Origin of the sequence: Thermogutta sp. (assembly GCF_039793925.1) — a bacterium.
Classification (GTDB): Bacteria; Planctomycetota; Planctomycetia; order Pirellulales; family Thermoguttaceae; genus Thermogutta.
Genome location: NZ_JBAMME010000121.1, coordinates 1 through 1,270 on the forward strand (window position 1 = coordinate 1; position 1,270 = coordinate 1,270).

Here is a 1,270-nt window from a genome sequence, read left to right on the forward strand (position 1 = left end):
CCTGGGAGCACCGGAAAACGCCCGCGGTTGGCCGGGAACCTGGGGGGAGTTAGGGCTGACGGCGTAGGTATGTGTTGCTTTAAAAGGTCCGACGTGTCATGGAATCGCGAAACAATTCGACCTTTTTTGGCACCTAGCAGGGGTGTCGAAAGACGGATAGAATAGCGACGAGGGTGGGCTAGGGAACCATGGCCCGAAGCCCGTGACAGCCCCGCGGGTTGCCCACCCGATCCTTTTAAAGGGCTGTCTTTTTCCACGTGGAGGGCTGCACGTGTCTAGTGATCTTCCCCAACGTTTTCGGGACCTGGCTCAACAGCATCAGGCCGTCCTGGAACACTGGTCCGTCTTCTGGGAACGTGTTAACGCCAGAAACCGTAATCACGTGCCGGTGTGGGAGGCCTGGCGGCGTTTTGAGAAGGCTTTTGTAGACGCGGCCCTCGCCGTGGCGGAGTTGAAAGCGGCCGTCCCGCCCGAAGTGGCCAACCTCTGGATTGGCCCTACCGGGCTGGTGGCTGTGTATTGCGGCTATCTTCGCGTGGGAGAGGCCCTGGAGGCACAGGCGAAGTTTTTCCAAACATGGTTGCCGCGGGTAGCAGGGGCGACAGACCTCCATTGGATTTGGGACACGGACTTTCACCGGTACATGGAGCGGTTCGAGCAGGACCAGTGGGAGTTGAGGAAGGCGGCCGAGGCGTGTGAGGTCTGGTACCGCAAGCAGGAAGTGGAAGCAATCGCCAGGGCGCTGGAGCAATCGACCATCCGTGAAAACGACAAGGAACCACCAAAGCCAGAAGCCTCGGGGACGGAGACCACGCCCAGCCCACCAGAGGGAAAGCCCGAGACTTCCGCTGGAGAGCCGCCTGAATTCAAGGTTATCAAGACATACTTCCGGGTAGCCACCCCAGCGACGGCAGAACGCATCCGAGCAATCATCCAATCGGGCGCATCGGCCAACGAGAAATTGAACGAGATCAACAGCATCCTACCGATACCGTTGTCAGTCACGTCGGCGAAACTGGCTGAGTTGTTGGGCGTCGCTGAAAGCACGATCCGGCAGACAGACTTTTGGAAGAGGTTCCGTCAATCGTCCGGATTCAAGCGCCGGCTGAAAAATCCCCGGGGCTGGCCCCGAAATGTGCCGCTTCCCGAGTGGTGGTCGGACATGGCCCTAGGATTCAATATCACACGGGCCAAGGCCCAGGAATGCCAGGAATGCAGCTTCCCTGTGGTGGTCCTGGTGACCTTCGACATACTGAACGAGTGGCGTTTG

At 59.2% G+C, this 1,270-nt stretch carries 1 protein-coding gene; it reads left to right on the forward strand.

Annotation, left to right across the window (positions count from 1 at the left end; genetic code table 11):
* Nucleotides 1-271: 271 nt before the first annotated feature.
* A partial coding sequence (locus ABJK56_RS04335) for a hypothetical protein (protein ID WP_347243436.1) occupies nt 272-1,270 on the forward strand: 999 nt, incomplete at its 3' end.